Consider the following 16,673-nt stretch of genomic DNA (forward strand, 5'->3'; position numbering starts at 1 on the left):
GCCACGGTGCCCGCACGGCCCGGCTCGCGCCCGTGCCGTCGCCGCTGGTCCCGGAGCTGGTGCGCCACGACCCGCTCGACCCCGCCGCCCGGTCCGATCTGAGGCGAGAGCTGTTGCAGGAGAACGGCATTCGCACCGATGGGGAGACGCCCCTCGTCCTGACGATCGCCCGTATCGCCCCGCAGAAGGACCTTGGCACCTTCGTCGACCTGTTCACGCAGCTCCCCGTGGCGGCGACCGGTGTCGTCGTCGGCGGTGGCGACCGGACGCTGTTCGACGACCTGCGCTCGCGGGTCGCGCGAGAGCATCTGCCGGTGCACTTCGTGGGCCAGCAGGACGACTCCGCGCGCTGGCTGCGCGCCGCCGACGTGTTCGTGCTCGTCAGCACCTGGGAGGCCAGGGCGCTGGTCGTGCAGGAGGCCATGGCGGCCGGCGTCCCGGTGGTCGCGACCGACACCGGCGGCCTGCGGGACCTCGTGGACGGCGTGGGGGTCCTCGTCCCGGTGCGCGATGCCGGCGCGGCAGCCGCCGCGGTGCAGGCGTTCCTCACGGACCCGGCCGCACGGCATACGGCCTCTGTGGAGGGGCGCGCCCGCGCCGCATCGTGGGACGACGGCACAGCCACGGCGAGTCGTTGGCGCGAGTGGTACTCCGACCTGCTCGCAATGACGTAGGCTTGAATCCCGTGGTGGAGCAGACGAAACACATCTTCGTAACCGGGGGCGTTGCCTCCTCACTCGGCAAGGGCCTCACGGCCTCGAGCCTCGGACATCTGCTCAGGGCCCGCGGTCTGCGGGTCACCATGCAGAAGCTCGATCCTTATCTCAACGTGGATCCGGGCACGATGAACCCCTTCCAGCACGGCGAGGTCTTCGTGACCGACGACGGCGCCGAGACCGACCTCGACATCGGCCACTACGAGCGGTTCCTCGACAGCAACCTCGTGGGCAAGGCCAACGTCACGACCGGGCAGATCTACAACCAGGTCATCGCCAAGGAGCGCCGCGGCGAGTACCTCGGCGACACGGTCCAGGTGATCCCGCACATCACCAACGAGATCAAGGAGCGCATGCGCGCCCAGGCCGCCGGCGCTCCCGGGGTCAAGGCCGCCGAGGCGCCCGACATCATCATCACCGAGATCGGTGGCACGGTCGGTGACATCGAGTCGCTGCCGTTCCTCGAGGCGGCCCGCCAGGTGCGCCACGACGTGGGGCGCGACAACGTGTTCTTCCTGCACGTCTCGCTCGTGCCCTACCTCGCGCCCAGCGGCGAGCTCAAGACCAAGCCCACCCAGCACTCCGTCGCCGCGCTGCGCCAGGTCGGCATCCAGCCCGACGGTCTGGTGCTGCGTGCCGACCGCGAGATCCCCGACGGCATCAAGCGCAAGATCTCGCTGATGTGCGACGTCGACACCGAGGCCTGTGCCGCGGCAGTCGACGCGCCGAGCATCTACGACATCCCGAAGGTGCTCCACAAGGAGGGCCTCGACGCCTACGTCATCCGGCGGCTGGGGCTGAACTTCCGCGACGTCAACTGGCACGACTGGGACGAGCTGCTGCGACGGGTGCACAGTCCCGAGCACCAGGTCGAGATCGCGCTGGTCGGCAAGTACATCGACCTCCCCGACGCCTACCTGTCCGTCACCGAGGCCATGCGTGCCGGTGGCTTCCACCACGACGCCAAGGTGTCGATCCGCTGGGTGGCCAGCGACGAGTGCCAGACCGACACCGGTGCGCAGAAGGCGCTGGGCGGCGTCGATGCCGTGCTCGTGCCGGGCGGCTTCGGCGTCCGCGGCATCGAGGGCAAGCTCGGCGCGCTCAAGTGGGCTCGCGAGAAGGGCGTCCCGACGCTCGGGATCTGCCTCGGCCTGCAGTGCATGGTCATCGAGTACGCCCGCAACGTCGCCGGGATCGACGGCGCCAGCTCCACCGAGTTCGACCCGCAGACGACGGCCCCCGTCATCGCCACGATGGAGGAGCAGAAGGCCTTCGTCGAGGGTGCCGGTGACCTGGGCGGCACCATGCGCCTGGGGTCCCAGCGCGCCACGCTGGTCGAGGGCTCCGTGGTCGCTGAGACCTACGGCACGACGAGCGTCGACGAGCGCCACCGGCACCGCTACGAGGTCAACGACGCCTATCGCACCGACCTCGAGGCGGCGGGCCTGGTCATCAGCGGAACGCACCCTGACTTCGGGCTGGTCGAGTTCGTCGAGCTGCCGAGGGACGTGCACCCCTACTACGTCTCGACGCAGGCGCACCCCGAGTTCAAGTCGCGGCCGCACCGGGCCCACCCGCTCTTCGCCGGGCTGGTCGGTGCCGCCATCGAGCGGCAGCGTGAGTCGCGGCTGGTCGAGGTGGAGCGCCCCCGCGTCGTCGCCGAAGCCACGGCCTGACCCGCGTGGTCGACGAGCTGGCGGACCGCCACGAGGGCCGGCCCGTGGTGCACACCGAGGTCGCCCTGAGCGGCATGGTGTGGGACGTCGTGCGTGACCGGGTCGACCTGGGCGAGGCTGGCGAGGTGGTGCGCGAGTACGTCCGTCATCCCGGCGCCGTGGCCGTGGCCGCGCTCGACGACGACGGGCGGCTGTGCGTGATCCAGCAGTACCGCCACCCGGTCCGCAGTTTCGAGTGGGAGATCCCGGCTGGGCTGCTCGACGTCGACGGCGAGCCGCCGCACGTCGGTGCCGCTCGCGAGCTCCACGAGGAGGCCGACCTGGTGGCCGGCACGTGGCACGTCCTCGCCGACTACGTCAGCTCACCGGGGGGACTGGACGAGGCGCTGCGCATCTACCTCGCCCGCGACCTCACGGCCGTCGACCACGCCGACCGGCACGTGCGTGACGGCGAGGAGCTGGGTATGCCGGTGCGCTGGGTCGAGCTCGAGGAGGTCCGGGACGCGGTCCTCGCGGGACGGGTTCACAACTCCACCCTGGCGATCGCCGCCCTGGCCGCCCTGGCGGCCCGGGACCTCGACTGGGCCACGCTGCGCCCGGCTGACGCCCCCTGGCCGGGTCATCCGGCGCAGCGCGGGGACTGACCGGTCGGCGCGAGACCGCACGCCGAGGGGGTGGTGAACCGCCCTCACCGAGCTGGTTGAGGGCCGTTCACCACCCTGTCGGCGCTGCCGCCGGTCAGCGCACCAGGGGTGCGGGAGCGGTCCCGACGGGCGGCACCAGCCAGTGCCCGATCCGCCGAGCGAGCCGGGGACGCAGGGCCACGACCAGTCCGACAAGGAGGACGAGGCCGAGGAAGCCCAACCCGACATACGGGTCCACGGTCTCGATCCGGCTCTCGCGCACGTTGTCCGCCGGTGTCATCGCCTGGGTGACGATCGACGGCACCCATCGGTCGGGCACCACCCGCATCAGCTCGACGACCGACCCCACGACCATCCAGCAGCCGACTGCGCCGGCGGCGAGGGACGCCGTCCACGGCGCACGGTGTCGCGCGAACCACCAGGCCGCCGCCATGGACACCAGGACGAGGCCCGTGGCCCCCAGGGCGTTGCTCGGGACCGGGGGAGCGAGAGCGACCGTACCCAGCCACGTCGCGGTTCCCAGCACCCCGGCACCCGTCCCCACCAGCACCGACCACACCCGCGCAGATGTCCGCATGTCCAGACGCTAGGACGGGCACGCGGCGCGCACGTCCCACCGGTGACGTAGCCCAGATCCCGTCGGCCCGCGACCCCACGGCCCTCGATGGCGACGTAGGCTCCCGCACATGTTCCTGGAGAACCTCGTCTTCGACGCTGCCCGGCCCCAGGCCCTCGGACGCTTCTGGGAGCAGGCGCTGGGGACGCAGACGTTGACCGACCAGGCGGACGGGTACGAGACCCGGCTGTCCGTGGAGGGTGGACCCACACTCGACCTGTGCTTCCAGCAGGTCGACGGGCCCGCGGCCACCTCGCCGCGGCTGCACCTCGACCTGCACGGGGGCGGCGACCAGGCTGCCACGGTGGAGCGGCTGCTCGGGCTCGGGGCCTCCCACCTCGACATCGGCCAGGGAGACGTGCCTTGGGTGGTGCTGGCAGACCCCGAGGGCCACGCCTTCTGCGTCATGGAGGATCGCGCGGAGTACCGCGACACCGGCCCGGTCGCCGCCGTTCCCATCCTCGGCGACGACCCCGACCGGGATGCCTCGTTCTGGTCAGAGCTGTCGGGGTGGCGCGCGTACGCAGGGTCGGCTCCCGTCTCGCTGCGCCACCCGTCGGGCCGGGGAGTCATCCTGGAGTTCTTCACGACCGCAGAGGCCAAGGTCGCGAAGAACCAGCTGCACCTCGACCTGCGGCTCGAGTCGGGCGACGACGCGGCCGAGGTGGTCGGGCGAGCCGAGGCCCTCGGCGCCGTCCGGCTCGAGCACGACTGGGGCGACCTGCCCTGGACCCCCTTCCTGGACCCGTCGGGCAACGAGTTCTGCATCCTGCCCGCGAGCACGTCGTGAGCATCTTCGGCTCGACGACCGAGGGCTCCCGCGCCTCGGCCGGCTCCCCGTGCCCCTGCGGCACCGGTGAGGACTATGCCTCCTGCTGTGGGCCGCTGCACGAGGGAGTGGCCTTCGCCGAGTCCGCGGTCCGGCTCATGCGCAGCCGCTACGCGGCCTACGTCGTCCACGACACCGCATACCTGCTGCGCACCTGGCACCCACGCACCCGGCCCCACGACCTCGACGCCTCGGACGGGCCGGCCTGGCAGGGCCTCACCGTGCTCGCGACCGCCGACGGACGCGACGGCGACTCGGTGGGCGAGGTGGAGTTCGAGGCCCGCTACGACGGCGGGGTGCTGCGCGAGCGCAGCCAGTTCACCCGCCGCGGTGGTCGCTGGGTCTACGTCGACGCCGTCACCGGCGACTGAGCACGGCCCAAACCGATTCGTATGCGGTGCAGCCCGGTCCGTAGGATGGCCGGGTTCACCACCGCCTGAATCGAAGGATCTCTCGTGCTCCGCACCCATGAGGCCGGCACCCTGCGCGCCGACCACGCTGGTCAGACCGTCACGCTCACGGGCTGGGTCGCCCGTCGGCGCGATCACGGCGGAGTGGCGTTCCTCGACCTGCGCGATGCCAGCGGGATCGTCCAGGTCGTCGCCCGCGACGAGGTCCTCACCGGTGCAGCGCACGACCTGCGCAACGAGTACTGCATCCGCGCGACCGGCGAGGTCGTCGCCCGGAGCGCGAACAACGTCAACCCCGACCTCCCCACGGGCGAGGTCGAGGTCGTCGCGAGCTCGATCGAGGTGCTCAACGCGTCGGCGCCGCTGCCGTTCCAGATCGACGAGCGTGTGACGGTCGGCGAGGAGGCGCGCCTCAAGCACCGCTACCTCGACCTGCGTCGTCCCGGTGCCGCGTCGGCCGGCGGGGCGATCCGGCTGCGCTCGCGCGTCAACGCCGCGGCCCGCTCGGTGCTCGGTGCCCGCGACTTCGTCGAGATCGAGACGCCGACGCTGACGCGGTCCACCCCCGAGGGCGCCCGCGACTTCCTGGTGCCGGCCCGCCTGGCTCCCGGCTCGTGGTACGCCCTGCCGCAGAGCCCGCAGCTCTTCAAGCAGCTGCTGATGGTCGCCGGCATGGAGCGCTACTACCAGATCGCCCGCTGCTACCGCGACGAGGACTTCCGCGCCGACCGCCAGCCGGAGTTCACCCAGCTCGACATCGAGATGTCGTTCGTCGAGCAGGCCGACGTGCTCGAGCTCGGCGAGGCCATCGTCAAGGCGGTCTGGGAGCTCATCGGGGTCGAGCTGCAGACGCCGTTCCTGCAGATGACCTACGCCGACGCGATGCGCCGGTTCGGCTCGGACAAGCCCGACCTGCGGTTCGGCAACGAGCTCGTCGAGTGCACGGACTACTTCAAGGACACGCCGTTCCGCGTGTTCCAGGCCGAGTACGTCGGGGCCGTCGTCATGCCCGGCGGCGCCTCGCAGCCGCGCAAGCAGCTCGACGCCTGGCAGGACTGGGCCAAGAGCCGCGGCGCCAAGGGCCTGGCCTACGTGCTGGTCCAGGAGGACGGCACGCTCGGTGGCCCGGTGGCCAAGAACCTCACCGACGCCGAGCGCGACGGCCTGGCCGCCCACGTCGGGGCCCAGCCCGGGGACTGCATCTTCTTCGGCGCCGGCGCGACGAAGTCGTCGCGTGCCCTGCTCGGTGCCGCGCGCCTCGAGATCGGTCGTCGGTGCGAGCTCATCGACGAGGACGCCTGGTCGTTCCTCTGGGTGCTCGACGCGCCGTTGTTCGAGCCGTCGTCGGAGGCCGTCGCCGCTGGTGACGTCGCCGTCGGCGCCGGCGCCTGGACCGCGGTGCACCACGCCTTCACCTCGCCCAAGACCGAGTTCCTCGACACCTTCGACACCGACCCCGGCCCCGCGCTCGCCTACGCCTACGACATGGTCTGCAACGGCAACGAGATCGGCGGTGGGTCGATCCGTATCCACCGTCGCGACGTGCAGGAGCGCGTGTTCAAGGTCATGGGCCTGTCCGAGGAGGAGGCGCAGGAGAAGTTCGGCTTCCTCCTCGACGCGTTCGCGTTCGGTGCCCCGCCGCACGGCGGCATCGCCTTCGGGTGGGACCGCATCGTCTCGCTGCTCGCGGGCACGGAGTCGATCCGCGACGTCATCGCCTTCCCCAAGTCCGGTGGCGGCTACGACCCGCTGACCGCGGCGCCCGCCCCGATCACCCCGGAGCAGCGCAAGGAGGCGGGCGTCGACGCCAAGCCGGAGCCGGCCAAGGACGCCGACGCCAAGGTCGACACCGTCGCCTGACCCCCGCACGCGCACGACGCTGGGCCGCCCGGTCACCCGACCGGGCGGCCCATCCCTGTCGGGGGTCCAGCACAATGAGGCACGTGGAGCGACCGACGCTGCGGGCCCCGGGGGACGTCCTGGTCCACCTGCGCCGGGCCCGTGACCTGGCCGACCGCCACTACGCCGAGCCGCTCGACCTGGACGCGCTCGCCGCGGCCGCCGGCCTGAGCAAGTACCACTTCCTGCGCCTGTTCCGCGCGACCTAGGGTCTCACGCCGGCGGCCTACCTCAGTGAGCGACGGATCGAGCGCGCCCAGGACCTGTTGCGGGCGACGAACCTCACCGTGACCGAGGTGTGCCACGCCGTGGGGTTCACCAGCCTGGGGTCGTTCAGCAGCCGGTTCCGCGCGGTGGTGGGCGAGAGCCCGAAGGACTTCCAGTTCCGGTATGCCGCGGGGGCGCCGCACATCCCCGGCTGCTTCGTCTTCATGTGGGGCCTGGCCGAGCGACAGCCCGCAATCCAGGAGAAGCGCGAGACGGCGGCCGACTCCTAGGGTCGACCCATGATCACCAACGTCTCCATCGTCAGCGTCTTCGTCAAGGACCAGGACGAGGCCAAGAAGTTCTACACCGAGGTCCTGGGTTTCCAGGAGCAGGACGACATCACCCTGGGTGACGGCTACCGCTGGTGCACGATCGTCCACCCCACCCAGCCCGAGCTCGCGATCAACCTCGCCGTGCCCGGCCCGCCCCTGGCACCCGAGATGGTCGAGTCGATCAGGCGGGCCCAGGACGAGGGCGGCATGCACGGCCTCGGGCTCAACGTCGACGACTGCCAGAAGACCTACGAGGAGCTCAGCGCCAAGGGCGTCGAGTTCATCCAGCCCCCGTCACCGCGCCCCTACGGCACCGAGGCGCTCTGTCGCGACAACTCGGGCAACTGGCTGGTGCTCGTCCAGCCCAGCAGCGGCTACACCGCCGCGGACTTCGGCTGACGAACGGACCGGGTGCGCCGCCACCCCTGAGTCGGCGGCGCACCCGGCGTGCGAGCCGGGTCGCCTACTTCTCGAGGAAGGCGATCACGGCTGCGTTGAACTCCTCAGGGTGGCTGGTGTTGATCCCGTGCGGTCCGCCCTCGATGACGACCAGCTCGCTGCCGGCCACCGCCTCGTGGGTGCGCTGTCCCGAGAACTCGATCGGGACGATCGCGTCGCTGTCACCGTGGACGACCAGGGTCGGGACCTGGATCGCGGCCAGGTCGCCGGTGAAGTCGGTGACCCACGACCGGATGCACTCGGCGGCGGCATGGACGTCCGCCTGGGCGGCCAGGTCCAGGGCTTCCTGGCGCTGCGCCTGCGTGACCTTCAGGTCGCCATCGGCGCTGAAGAAGTTGGTCGTGAACCCGTCGAGGAACCCGGGCGGGTCCTCGCGCAGCTGACCCTGCATCCCGGCCACCGTCTCGAGGTCGAGCGCCCCGTCGGGGTGCTCGTCGTCCTTGAGCAGGCACGGCGGGATCGCAGCGGCGAACACCACGCTGCGGACCCGGTCCGCGCCGTGCCGTCCGACGTAGCGAGCGACCTCGCCGCCGCCCATCGAGAAGCCCACCAGGGTGACGTCGCTCAGGTCGAGCTCGGTCAGGAGGGCGTCGAGGTCGCTGGTCAGGGTGTCGTAGTCGTAGGACGACGCCTCCCCGGGCTTGCCGGACTGCCCGAAGCCACGCCGGTCATAGGCCACGACGCGGTAGCCCTCGTCCTGCAGGGCCGGGGTCAGCTCCGACCAGGAGGCACCGCTGAGTGGCCAGCCGTGGATGAGGACGACGGGTCGGCCGGAGCCCCCGGTGTCCTCGTAGTGGATCTCGACGTCGCCATGGGACACGGTGGGCATGTCAGTCCTCTCGTCCGGGGGTTGCTCCGAAGTCGAATGTAGGCACACCGGATCCGTCCGCGCACATCGGGCGCGGGCGCGGGGTCCGGGTCCGGCTCAGCGGGCCAGGCGCCTGCTCGACCAGGCGTGGACGTCGCCGTACCCGAGGCCGAGGTAGATCCGTCTGGCCACGTGGTTGTGGGAGTACATCCCCAGCGTGCAGACGCCGCGGTCGGTCACGGCAGCCCGGGTGAGGTGCGCGGTGACCGCGAGCCCGAGCCCGGTGCCGCGTGCGTCCGGGTGCACCGTGATGCCCGAGAGAATCGGCCACCCCGAGACCGCCGGCTCGCGGACCCCGCACGCGACCAGTCGACCGGTCTGGTCCCGCGCGCCGACCCACTGCTGGTCGGCCCCCTCGAAGGGGCGAGCGTCCGTACCGGGGTTGGCCTCCTCGAGCAGGGTCCGGATGTCGTCCAGGGCGTCGGGTGTCAGCGTCTGCAGCCGCGCCTCGGCGGCCACGACCGGCGGTGCGGACCGGGTGCACAGCCACTCCCAGTCGTTGCCGTCCGTGAGGGGCAGGAGGTCCGCGACGGCCGCCAGCGACTCGCGTGTCACGGTCACCGCCGTCATCCCCGCGTGCAGACCATCCGCCACGACCTCCGCCATGAGCCGCGACACGGGCTCGGGAGCCCCCATGACCAGCAGGACGCGACGTCGCACGTGGGTGAGTCGCGGGAGGGCCACGGCGCCGTCCACGGCATACGCGGTCTCGGTCAGCGGGGAGGGGATGTCGTAACGGACGAACGCACTCCCCGCGCTCGCGTCGAGCAGCTCCGCGTGGGAGGTGATGCGCCGCACCGTCACTCGGTGATCCCGAACCGGGCGTGCCAACGGCGCAGACCGGGCGGGGCCCACCAGTTCCAGTCACCCAGCAGCGTCATCGTGGCCGGCACGAGCAGCATGCGCACCAGGGTCGCGTCGAGGGCGACGGCCGTGGCCAGACCGACCCCGGTCTCCTTGATGACCAGCAGCTGCCCGGCCACGAACCCGGAGAAGACGATCACGACGAGGAGGGCGGCGGAGGTGATGATCCGGCCCGACCGCTGCAGCCCGACGACGACCGCCTCGTCGTTGGAGTAGCCGCGCTCGTGCAGCTCGACGATCCGGGACAGCAGGAACACCTCGTAGTCCATCGACAGCCCGAACCCGAACGACAGCACCAGCAACGGGATCGTCGACTCCACGGCACCCACCGAGGCGAAACCCAGGACGGACTCGAGGTGGCCGTGCTGGAAGACCCACACGATGATCCCGAGGGAGGCGCCCAGTGAGACGACGTTGAGCAGCAGCGCCTTGACCGGGATCACCACCGACCCGGTCATGAGGAACAGCAGCACCAGGGTGGCCAGCGCCACGAGCGCAAAGGCGTATGGCGCCCGCTCCCACATCGAGTCCGTGAAGTCCTTGAGCCCGGAGGCCTCTCCGACGACGTAGGTCGGGAAGTCGGCCCGCTGGTCGCGCAGCTCGGTGACCAGCTCGCGGGAGGGGTCGTCGAGCTCCTCACCCGGGGCGTCGAGCCGGACGACCGCCAGCCCGCTGCCCTCCGCCCCGACGCTGGTGACCTCGCGGACCGTGACGCCCTGCGGCAGCCGCAGGCCCTCGGCATACGTTCGCACCTGCGTGAGCGGAGCGCGGGCGGCGACCGTCACGTCGGCACCGGCGAGCTGGGGGTAGTCCTCGGCCAGCCCCTCGAAGAACTGGCGGGTGGGGCTGCTCGTCGGCAGCAGCACCTCACCCGACGAGGTCAGGCGCAGGTCGAGTGCGGGCAGGGCCAGCGCGACCAGCGCGGCGAGCACGACGGCGATGATCGGCACCGGCCGGCGGTGCACCCACAGCGCCAGCCGGCTGAACACGCCCTCCTCCGGGGCGATCTCGGTGCCCCGCTTGAGCAGCCGCCGCGCCCCCACGACGCACAGGGCGGGGACGAGCGTGAGCGCGACGAGCATCGCGATGAGAACGACCGACAGCCCGGCGGCCCCGATCGCACGCATGAGCGGAGCCTCGAAGACGAGCAGTCCGCCGAGGGAGATGGCCACGGTGAGGCCGGAGAACACCACCGTGCGCCCGGCTGAGTCGACCGTGCGGGCCGCCGCGCCCCTGATCATCTCCGCGGTGATGTCGTCCACCGGGATGCCCCGGGCCCGCGCCCGGAGCTCCTCACGGAACCGGCTCACCGTGAGCAGGCCGTAGTCGATGCACAGGCCGAGGCCGAGGACCGTCACGACGTTGACGGCCGTGGCGTCGAGCTCGAGGAACGTGGAGAACCCCAGCAGCGAGGCGAGGGCCCCGGCGATGGAGGCGACCGCCCCGAGGATCGGCATGCCGGCCGCGACGAACCCGCCGAACACGACGACCATGACCACGAAGCTCACCGGCAGGGCGATGCCCTCACCGGTGCGCAGGTCCACCTCGAGCTGGCCGGTGATGGCCTCGATGAGGTGGTGCAGGCCGCTGGACGTCACCGTCGAGCCGGGTGCAGCCTCCTGCACCGCGGACATCGCCTCGTCGACGGCGGCCTCGATGCGTTCGTGCGCTGCCGCGTCCGGGTCGCCGGCGAGGGTCACCACGGTCACGAAGCCGTCGGAACGGGGTGAGCCGTCCTCGAGCAGCGCCTTCGCGGCCGGGCCCTCGAGCCCGCCGGGCACGACATACGGCATGGCGACCGAGGCCACTCCGGGAACCGCACGGATCGTTTCGGCGGCCTGCACCGCGGCGCTAGCGAGGGTGCGGGACGCCAGGTCGACCCCGTCGAGTCGCACGGTGTAGGTCGACAGCTGGGAGCCCCCCGCCTGGGTGAGCAGGTCGCGCCCGGTCTCGTTCTCACCCGCAACCGTCGGCTCGCCGGTCTCGAGCCGGTCGAACAGCGACTGGCCGCCGAACGCCCCCGCCGCCGCGCCGAAGCCAGCGACCACGAGCAGCAGCCAGGTGAGCATGACCGTCCTCGGCCGGTGCGCGACTCCCGACCCGAGCCTCGAGAGCCACGAGCGACTGCGGTCGGGGTGCGCGGGGGCGTCGGTCACGGGAGATAGCCTGCCAGTCGTGGGTACTGGCGCTGGCGATGACCTGTTCGGTGCGGCAACGGCTGCGCGGAACGGCGACGCGATGCCCTCCGGCGCCTCCCTGCCGCCGCTGGCCGTCCGGATGCGCCCGGCCTCCCTCGACGAGGTGCGCGGCCAGTCCGACGTGCTGCGACCCGGGTCGCCGCTGCGCAGGCTCATCGAGGGGTCCGGGGGAGCCGCTGGTGCGCTGTCGGCGATCATCTGGGGACCCCCCGGCACCGGCAAGACCACCTTGGCCCACCTCGTCGCGCACGCGGCCGACCGCAGGTTCGTGGAGCTCTCGGCCGTGACGGCTGGGGTCAAGGACGTCCGCACGGTCATGGACGCCGCGGCCCGCGAGCGCGACATGTACGACCGGCAGACGGTCCTCTTCCTCGACGAGATCCACCGGTTCACCAAGGCGCAGCAGGACGCGCTGCTGCCCGGGGTCGAGACCCGGCAGGTCATCCTCGTCGCCGCGACCACCGAGAACCCCTCGTTCTCGGTGATCGCCCCGCTGCTGTCCCGCTCGATGCTCATCACCCTCGGCCCGCTGAGCGACGACGAGGTCCGCGACGTGCTCGCCTCGGCCGTCACGGACGAGCGCGGGCTGGCCGGCGACTACGCGCTGATGCCCGACGCCACCGACCACCTCGTCCGCATCGCCGGCGGGGACGCGCGGCGAGCCCTCACCTCCCTGGAGGCGGCCGCGGGAGTGGCGCAGGACGGCATACCGGCTGGGTCCTCCCACGACGGGCCGGTCGAGATCACGCTGGCGCACACCGAGCAGGCGGTGGCGTTCGCGAGCGTGCGCTATGACAAGACCGGCGACCAGCACTACGACGTGGCCTCGGCGCTCATCAAGTCGATGCGGGGGTCCGACGTGGATGCTGCGCTGCACTACCTGGCCCGGATGCTCGAGGCCGGCGAGGACCCGCGGTTCATCGCCCGGCGCATCGTGATCTCCGCGAGCGAGGACGTCGGCATGGGCGACCCGACGGCGCTGCAGACCGCGGTGGCCGCCATGCACGCGGTCGCCCAGATCGGCATGCCGGAGGCGCGGATCATCCTCGCGCAGGCGGTCGTGCACAACGCGTTGGCGCCCAAGAGCAACGCGGCCTACACCGGCATCAACGAGGCGATCGCCGACGTGCGTGCGGGCAAGGGTGGCCTGGTGCCCCCTCACCTACGTGGCAGCGGGTATGCCGGCGCCACTCGGCTCGGCCATGGCGACGGCTACGTCTACGCGCACGACGAGGCCGACGGCGTGGCCCGCCAGGACTACCTGCCCGAGGACCTGCAGGGCAAGACCGACTACTACCGGCCGACGGACCGCGGCTTCGAGGAGCGCCTCGGCCCGCGCTGGCAGTGGCTGAAGTCGCGCATCCGCAAGACCTGACCGGCCGCGGCGACCCGGGGGGTTGCTCCTGCGATTGGGAGCGCGGGTGCGGGGTAGGGTGCCGCCATGGATTCAGTGAGTCTGGGCGACATCGCGGGCATGATCGCGGCGCTGGCCTTTGCGTTCCTCGTCTTCCGGCTGGGGAGTGTCATCGGCAAGGCCGGCAAGATCCTCGACGAGACGAGGGTCAGCCTGCGCAGCACCACGGACAACGTCCAGCCCACCCTGCTCAAGCTCACCGACACGGTCAGCCTCACCAACGAGCAGCTCGCCCGGGTGGACGGCATCACGACGAACGTCGCGGCGATGACCACCAACGCCAACGCGCTGACCTCACTGTTCGCCGCCACGCTCGGCAGCCCCGTCGTCAAGGTCGCTGCCTTCACCTACGGCGTGCGCTCGGCCTTCCGCGCCAGCGGCACCCGCAGCGGGGGCGGCCGTCGCCGCCGCAGGGGCTGATCAGCGATGCCACGTCTGTTCTGGGCCGCCCTGGGCGCCGCCGCCGGTGTGTATGCCGTGCGCAAGGTCAGCAAGGCCGCCGATGCCTACACCCCGGCCGGGGTCGCGCACGGCCTGACCGACTTCGGCGACGGGCTGCGCGAGCTCGCGGCCGCGGTTCGCGAGGGCATGGCCGAGCGTGAGGGCGAGCTGCGGCTGGCCCTGGGCATCGACACCGACACCGACTCGAGTGACGCCGCCGGAGGCCGCCTCGACGCCGAGTCCGCCCGCGCCCTGCTCGACGACCCCACGGGTCCTCGGGGCGAGCGCACGTTCCGAGCTCGCTAGGGGCTCCGGCGCCCGTGCGCCGCCGCCCCGGCATACCCCTGCTGTCTTGCCCGTACGATTCGTCATGCCCGCCCGAACTGCCGTCGGCACGGGTCGCATGCCCCCAAAGGACTGAGTAACCCATGGAAACCGCCGAGATCAGGCGCCGCTTTCTCTCCTTCTACGAGAGCAAGGGCCACACGGTCGTCCCGTCCGCGCCGCTCGTCTACGACGACCCCAACCTGCTGTTCGTCAACGCCGGGATGGTGCCGTTCAAGCCCTACTTCCTCGGGCAGCAGGCGCCGCAGTGGGACCGCGCCGCGTCCGTCCAGAAGTGCGTGCGCACCGGTGACATCGAGGAGGTCGGCAAGACCTCGCGGCACGGCACCTTCTTCCAGATGAACGGCAACTTCTCCTTCGGCGACTACTTCAAGGAGGGGGCGATCCGGTTCGCCTGGGAGCTCATCACGACCCCCCAGGGCCAGGGCGGCTACGGCCTCGACCCCGACAAGATCTGGCCGACCGTCTACGAGGACGACGACGAGGCGTTCGACCTGTGGAAGAACACCATCGGCGTCCCCGTCGAGCGGATCACCCGCAGGGGCAAGCTGGACAACTACTGGCACATGGGTGTCCCCGGCCCCGGTGGCCCGTGCAGCGAGATCTACCTCGACCGCGGGCCCGAGTACGGCCGCGAGGGCGGTCCGGCGGTCGACGAGGACCGCTACCTCGAGTTCTGGAACCTCGTGTTCATGCAGTACGACCTGTCGGCCGTGCGCGCCAAGGACGACTTCGACATCTCCGGTGAGCTGCCGAAGAAGAACATCGACACCGGCATGGGCCTCGAGCGCATGGCGACGCTGCTGCAGGGCGTCGACAACCTCTACGAGATCGACGAGGTCTACCCGGTGCTGGACCGGGCGGCCGAGCTGACGGGCAAGAAGTACGGCGCGGAGTCCGGCCACGCGGCGAGCGAGTCCCACCCCGACGACGTGCGGCTGCGCGTCGTGGCCGACCACGTCCGCTCGTCCCTCATGCTCATCGGGGACGGCGTGACCCCCGGCAACGAGGGCCGCGGCTACGTCCTGCGCCGGATGCTGCGGCGCGCCGTGCGCTCGATGCGCCTGCTCGGCTTCGACGAGCCCAGCCTCCCGCTGCTGCTGCCCGTGTCGGTGGAGCGGATGAAGAACTCCTACCCCGAGCTCGAGGCCGGCTTCGACCGCATCTCGCAGATCGCGTATGCCGAAGAGGAGGCATTCCGTCGGACCCTCGCCTCGGGCACGACGATCCTCGACACCGCTGTGGCGCGGACGAAGTCCGCGGGTGGCACGACGCTCGAGGGTGCCGAGGCCTTCCAGCTGCACGACACGTACGGCTTCCCGATCGACCTGACGTTGGAGATGGCGTCGGAGCAGGGTCTCGAGGTCGACCGGGCGGGCTTCACCCGCCTCATGCAGGAGCAGCGCGACCGGGCCAAGGCCGATGCGAGGTCCAAGAAGGGCGGCCACGCCAACACCGAGGTCTGGAAGGACCTGCGGGCGCTGGGGGCGACCGACTGGCGTGCGTACTCCGAGCTCACCAGCGAGGCGACAGTGCTCGGGCTGGTCGTCGACGGCAGCCCGGTCGAGGAGCTCGAGCCGGGCCAGCGCGGCCAGGTCGTGCTGGACCGGACCCCGTTCTATGCCGAGTCCGGTGGTCAGGTCGCCGACGAGGGTGTCATCACGGCCGACGGTGCCCACCTGCGGGTCGTGGACGTCCAGCGACCCGTCAAGGGACTGGTCGCCCACACGGTCGAGGTGCTGACCGGGCCCTTGCGGGTCGGTCAGGCCGTCAGCGCCGAGGTCGACCCCGAGTGGCGGGTGTCCGCCTGCCAGGCGCACTCCGGCACGCACGTCGTCCACGCCGCGCTGCGCCAGGTGCTCGGCCCCACGGCGCTGCAGTCCGGCTCCTACAACAAGCCCGGCTACCTGCGGCTCGACTTCGCGTGGGGGCAGTCGCTGTCACCCGAGACGCGCAGCGAGATCGAGGAGGTCGCCAACCTGGCGGTGCGCCAGGACCTGCCGGTGTCGGCGCAGTACATGACGCTGCCGCAGGCGCGGGAGTTCGGTGCGCTCGCGCTGTTCGGCGAGACGTATGACGAGCAGGTGCGCGTCATCGAGATCGGCGGCCCGTGGTCCCGCGAGCTCTGCGGTGGCACCCACGTGGGCCACTCGAGCCAGATCGGCGCGCTGACGGTGACCGGCGAGTCCTCCGTCGGGTCCGGCGTGCGCCGCCTCGAGGCGTTCGTCGGCATGGACGCCCTGCGCTACCTCGCGAAGGAGCGCGCCCTCGTGGCCGAGCTCACCGACATCGTGAAGGTGCAGCCCGGTGAGCTCAAGGAGCGCGTCGCCGCCCTCGTGGCGCGCGTGCGTGACGCGGAGCGCGAGCTCGAGAAGGTGCGTCGCGAGCAGGTCCAGGCTGCGACGGGCAAGCTCGTCGAGTATGCGCGCAACGTCCACGGCATCCGCCTGCTGACCCATGACGCGGGCGCGGGTGCCGGCGCCGATGACCTGCGCACCATGGCCCTCGACCTGCGTGGACGCCTCGGTGACAGCGCCCCTGCGGTGATCGCCCTCACGGGCGCGGCCGGTGGCCGACCGGCCGTCGTCGTCGCGACGAACGCCGGCGCCAGGGAGCGCGGGATCAAGGCGGGTGCGCTCGTCCGGGTGGCCGCGCAGGCCCTCGGCGGTGGCGGTGGCGGCAAGGACGACCTCGCCCAGGGTGGCGGCACCGACGCCAGCCGCACCGGCGACGCGCTGGGTCAGATCGACCAGGC

General features: G+C 71.7%; 16 protein-coding genes and 1 pseudogene. 13 read left to right on the forward strand and 4 right to left on the reverse strand.

Features of this window, described 5'->3' with window-relative positions:
* From AC1DV7_RS17020 to AC1DV7_RS17030, 3 genes are all read left to right on the forward strand, one after another.
* On the forward strand, positions 1-674 hold a 674-nt coding region (locus AC1DV7_RS17020), incomplete at its 5' end, for a glycosyltransferase (RefSeq protein ID WP_477598516.1).
* Between the two features lie 11 nt (positions 675-685).
* Positions 686-2,392, forward strand: coding sequence for a CTP synthase (locus AC1DV7_RS17025; protein WP_477598517.1), 1,707 nt, complete (start codon positions 686-688; stop codon positions 2,390-2,392).
* A 5-nt stretch (positions 2,393-2,397) separates the two neighbouring features.
* A complete protein-coding gene (locus tag AC1DV7_RS17030; RefSeq protein WP_477598518.1) occupies positions 2,398-3,036 on the forward strand; it encodes an NUDIX domain-containing protein in 639 nt (212 codons plus the stop codon).
* A 94-nt stretch (positions 3,037-3,130) separates the two neighbouring features.
* On the opposite strand, the gene AC1DV7_RS17035 is transcribed toward AC1DV7_RS17030, so the two are convergent.
* Entirely contained in the window at positions 3,131-3,613 is a 483-nt protein-coding gene (locus AC1DV7_RS17035; RefSeq protein WP_477598519.1) for a hypothetical protein, read from the reverse strand.
* A gap of 109 nt (positions 3,614-3,722) precedes the next feature.
* Here AC1DV7_RS17035 and AC1DV7_RS17040 point away from each other — a divergent pair, with 109 nt between their 5' ends.
* The 6 genes and pseudogenes from AC1DV7_RS17040 to AC1DV7_RS17065 all read left to right on the forward strand — a co-directional run bounded on the left by AC1DV7_RS17040 (position 3,723) and on the right by AC1DV7_RS17065 (position 7,728).
* On the forward strand, positions 3,723-4,442 hold the full coding sequence (locus AC1DV7_RS17040) for a VOC family protein (RefSeq protein ID WP_477598520.1): 720 nt from the start codon (positions 3,723-3,725) through the stop codon (positions 4,440-4,442).
* Complete coding sequence (locus AC1DV7_RS17045) at positions 4,439-4,852, forward strand: YchJ family protein (RefSeq protein ID WP_477598521.1); 414 nt, start codon at positions 4,439-4,441, stop codon at positions 4,850-4,852. The genes AC1DV7_RS17040 and AC1DV7_RS17045 overlap by 4 nt, the downstream gene beginning before the upstream one ends.
* A gap of 84 nt (positions 4,853-4,936) precedes the next feature.
* Complete coding sequence (gene aspS, locus AC1DV7_RS17050) at positions 4,937-6,751, forward strand: aspartate--tRNA ligase (protein ID WP_477598522.1); 1,815 nt, start codon at positions 4,937-4,939, stop codon at positions 6,749-6,751.
* Positions 6,752-6,834: 83 nt separating this feature from the next.
* Positions 6,835-6,999, forward strand: a complete 165-nt coding sequence (locus AC1DV7_RS17055) for a hypothetical protein (protein WP_477598523.1) — start codon at positions 6,835-6,837, stop codon at positions 6,997-6,999.
* A gap of 12 nt (positions 7,000-7,011) precedes the next feature.
* A pseudogene (locus tag AC1DV7_RS17060) lies at positions 7,012-7,287 on the forward strand (helix-turn-helix transcriptional regulator); the annotation flags it as partial.
* A 9-nt stretch (positions 7,288-7,296) separates the two neighbouring features.
* Positions 7,297-7,728 (forward strand): VOC family protein, encoded by a 432-nt coding sequence (locus AC1DV7_RS17065; protein WP_477598524.1) that lies wholly within the window; start codon positions 7,297-7,299, stop codon positions 7,726-7,728.
* A 64-nt stretch (positions 7,729-7,792) separates the two neighbouring features.
* On the opposite strand, the gene AC1DV7_RS17070 is transcribed toward AC1DV7_RS17065, so the two are convergent.
* From AC1DV7_RS17070 to AC1DV7_RS17080, 3 genes are all read right to left on the reverse strand, one after another.
* Positions 7,793-8,617 carry an alpha/beta fold hydrolase gene (locus AC1DV7_RS17070; RefSeq protein ID WP_477598525.1) on the reverse strand — a complete coding sequence of 275 codons (825 nt, stop codon included), beginning with the start codon at positions 8,615-8,617 and terminating at the stop codon, positions 7,793-7,795.
* A 96-nt stretch (positions 8,618-8,713) separates the two neighbouring features.
* Positions 8,714-9,460, reverse strand: a complete 747-nt coding sequence (locus AC1DV7_RS17075; protein WP_477598526.1) for a GNAT family N-acetyltransferase — start codon at positions 9,458-9,460, stop codon at positions 8,714-8,716.
* Entirely contained in the window at positions 9,457-11,676 is a 2,220-nt protein-coding gene (locus tag AC1DV7_RS17080) for an MMPL family transporter (protein WP_477598527.1), read from the reverse strand. The genes AC1DV7_RS17075 and AC1DV7_RS17080 overlap by 4 nt, the downstream gene beginning before the upstream one ends.
* Before the next feature lie 82 nt (positions 11,677-11,758).
* On the opposite strand from AC1DV7_RS17080, the gene AC1DV7_RS17085 reads away from it, so the two are divergent.
* From AC1DV7_RS17085 to alaS, 4 genes are all read left to right on the forward strand, one after another.
* Positions 11,759-13,093 carry a replication-associated recombination protein A gene (locus AC1DV7_RS17085; RefSeq protein ID WP_477598530.1) on the forward strand — a complete coding sequence of 445 codons (1,335 nt, stop codon included), beginning with the start codon at positions 11,759-11,761 and terminating at the stop codon, positions 13,091-13,093.
* Between the two features lie 75 nt (positions 13,094-13,168).
* Positions 13,169-13,552, forward strand: coding sequence for a DUF948 domain-containing protein (locus AC1DV7_RS17090; protein ID WP_477598531.1), 384 nt, complete (start codon positions 13,169-13,171; stop codon positions 13,550-13,552).
* A gap of 6 nt (positions 13,553-13,558) precedes the next feature.
* Positions 13,559-13,879, forward strand: a complete 321-nt coding sequence (locus AC1DV7_RS17095; RefSeq protein WP_477598528.1) for a DUF6167 family protein — start codon at positions 13,559-13,561, stop codon at positions 13,877-13,879.
* 122 nt (positions 13,880-14,001) lie between these two features.
* A partial coding sequence (alaS, locus tag AC1DV7_RS17100; RefSeq protein ID WP_477598529.1) for an alanine--tRNA ligase occupies positions 14,002-16,673 on the forward strand: 2,672 nt, incomplete at its 3' end.

It is taken from the genome of Pedococcus sp. P2_E4 (assembly GCF_056403935.1).

Excerpts from the sequence above, each read along its gene's own strand:
- AC1DV7_RS17065 (WP_477598524.1), top strand. The coding sequence starts at position 7,297 with ATGATCACCAACGTCTCCATCGTCAGCGTCTTCGTCAAGGACCAGGAC.
- AC1DV7_RS17095 (WP_477598528.1), top strand. The coding sequence starts at position 13,559 with ATGCCACGTCTGTTCTGGGCCGCCCTGGGCGCCGCCGCCGGTGTGTAT.
- AC1DV7_RS17040 (WP_477598520.1), top strand. The coding sequence starts at position 3,723 with ATGTTCCTGGAGAACCTCGTCTTCGACGCTGCCCGGCCCCAGGCCCTC.
- AC1DV7_RS17035 (WP_477598519.1), bottom strand. The coding sequence starts at position 3,613 with ATGCGGACATCTGCGCGGGTGTGGTCGGTGCTGGTGGGGACGGGTGCC.
- AC1DV7_RS17085 (WP_477598530.1), top strand. The coding sequence starts at position 11,759 with ATGCCCTCCGGCGCCTCCCTGCCGCCGCTGGCCGTCCGGATGCGCCCG.
- AC1DV7_RS17070 (WP_477598525.1), bottom strand. The coding sequence starts at position 8,617 with ATGCCCACCGTGTCCCATGGCGACGTCGAGATCCACTACGAGGACACC.